Source organism: Streptomyces sp. NPDC102274 (genome assembly GCF_044766385.1).
In the GTDB taxonomy this organism is placed as follows: Bacteria; Actinomycetota; Actinomycetes; order Streptomycetales; family Streptomycetaceae; genus Streptomyces.
Map to the genome: position 1 here is coordinate 1 of NZ_JBIWLW010000148.1, position 1,294 is coordinate 1,294.

Annotated in this window: 1 pseudogene; it reads right to left on the reverse strand. The window is 67.0% G+C overall.

The annotated features are described in order from the left end of the window. Positions 1–41: 41 nt before the first annotated feature. Positions 42–1,224, reverse strand: a pseudogene (locus ACIRQP_RS42475) (IS3 family transposase). Positions 1,225–1,294: the final 70 nt, after the last annotated feature.

Here is a 1,294-nt window from a genome sequence, read left to right on the forward strand (position 1 = left end):
TGAAGTTGCCCCGGTGTGGCAGACACCGATGGGCTTGCGATCTATGCGGCTGCGTGAAGCAGTGTATTTCGTGCCGCAGAGTGGCGACGTTCGTACTCGGCTGGGCTGAGCTGGCCGTTCGCCGAGTGGCGGCGCCGGGGGTTGTAAAAGCCCTCAATGTAGCCGAAGAGGGCCTTTTCGGCATGGTAGCGGGTGGGGAAGACGGTTCGGTCGATGAGTTCAGTCTCCAAGGAGGCGAAGAAGCTCTCAGTAACGGCGTTGTCGTAGCACGAGCCGGTGCGGCCGGCAGAAGGCAGGATCCCGGCCTCATCACATCGCTGACCGAACGTCAGGCTGGTGTATTGGGAGCCCTTGTCGCTGTGGTGGATGAGGCCGGGGCGGGGTCTGCGGGCCGTGACCGCCATGGCGAGGGCGTCGGTGACCAGCTCGGTTCTCATGTGGTCGTCCATCGCCCAGCCGACGATGCGGCGGGAGAACAGGTCCAGGACGACGGCGAGGTAGAGCCAGCCTTCGTCGGTGGGGACGTAGGTGATGTCCGCGGTCCAGCGCAGGTTCGGCGCGCTCGCGGTGAAATCGCGGCCGATCAGGTCGGGGGCAGGCGTGGCCCGCAGGTCCTGGCGGGTGAGCGAGGCCCGGCCGGTGCGGCGGTGCACGCCGCTCAGCCCGGCCTTGCGCATGAGTCGGGCGACGCGCTTGCGTCCTACGGAGAGGCCGTCGATCTCGCGCAGGTCCGCGTGGATGCGCGGGGCTCCGTAGGTGCCGTGGGACTTCTTGTGGTGCCCGCGGATCTTCTCCGTGAGGTCGGCGTCCTCCCGCCGCCGACGGGAGGGGGCGCGGTCCTTCCACGCGTAGTAGCCCTGCCGTGACACACCCAGCAGCCGGGCCATGAGGGAGACGTCGTGGTGTGCAGTGTTCTCGTCGATCAGCCGGTAACAGATCACCGGCCGGTCTCCCGGACGAAGAAAACCGTGGCCTTGCGGAGGATCTCCTTCTCCTCGCGCAACTGCTCCACCTCACGGCGCAGTTGGGCGAGTCCTCCTTCTCGTCGCTGGTCAAGCCGGAGCGTTCCCCGGTGTTCACCCGGTCCTGGTTGGCCCAGGCGCGGATGGTCTGGGCGGACGGCTCGAACTCCTTCGCCAGTTCCTCCGGCGACCGCCCGGCCCGAACCAGCTCGACTATCCGGCGACGGAACTCCGGCGGGTAGGCCGGACGCGTCCTTGGCACGATGAACTCCTCCTTTGCGGGACCCAGTGTCCCAAAGCGAAAGGTTGTCCATCAAACCGGGGCAACTTCA